This window comes from Vibrio sp. 811 (genome assembly GCF_033339195.1).
In genome coordinates this window covers 1-458 of record NZ_JAWOUB010000379.1, presented here as the reverse complement: position 1 = coordinate 458, position 458 = coordinate 1, and the positions used below count along the sequence as shown (strand labels likewise).

At 45.2% G+C, this 458-nt stretch carries 1 protein-coding gene; it reads left to right on the top strand.

The genetic code is table 11. The features are described 5' to 3' along the window. On the top strand, positions 1–458 hold a 458-nt coding region (gene cpdA, locus R7Q46_RS26995; RefSeq protein WP_318078218.1), incomplete at both ends, for a 3',5'-cyclic-AMP phosphodiesterase.

The following is a 458-nucleotide window of genomic DNA, read 5'->3' as shown; positions in this document are numbered from 1 at the left end:
GACAGCATCAAACTTTTACAAATCACGGATACTCATCTGTTCGCTGCAGACGAGGGAAGTTTGCTGAGCGTAAAAACAGCCGACAGCTTTTCAGCTGTGGTTAACGAAGTTTTGCGCCGCAAAGTGGGGTTTGATTACATTTTAGCGACTGGCGATATTTCACAGGATCATAGCGCCGAGTCTTATCAACGATTTGCTGATGGCATTGCGCCGCTGCAAAAGGATTGTTATTGGCTGCCGGGAAATCACGATTACAAACCCAATATGGGCAGTGTGTTACCTTCACCACAAATTCAAGCGGCAGAACATGTGTTGCTGGGTGAAAAGTGGCAATTGATTTTGCTTGATTCTCAAGTAGTAGGCGTGCCTCATGGGCGTTTAAGCGATCAGCAGTTGACTCTTTTGGAAGAGAAATTAACGGAATTTCCTGAGCGTCATACACTGGTTTTATTGCATCA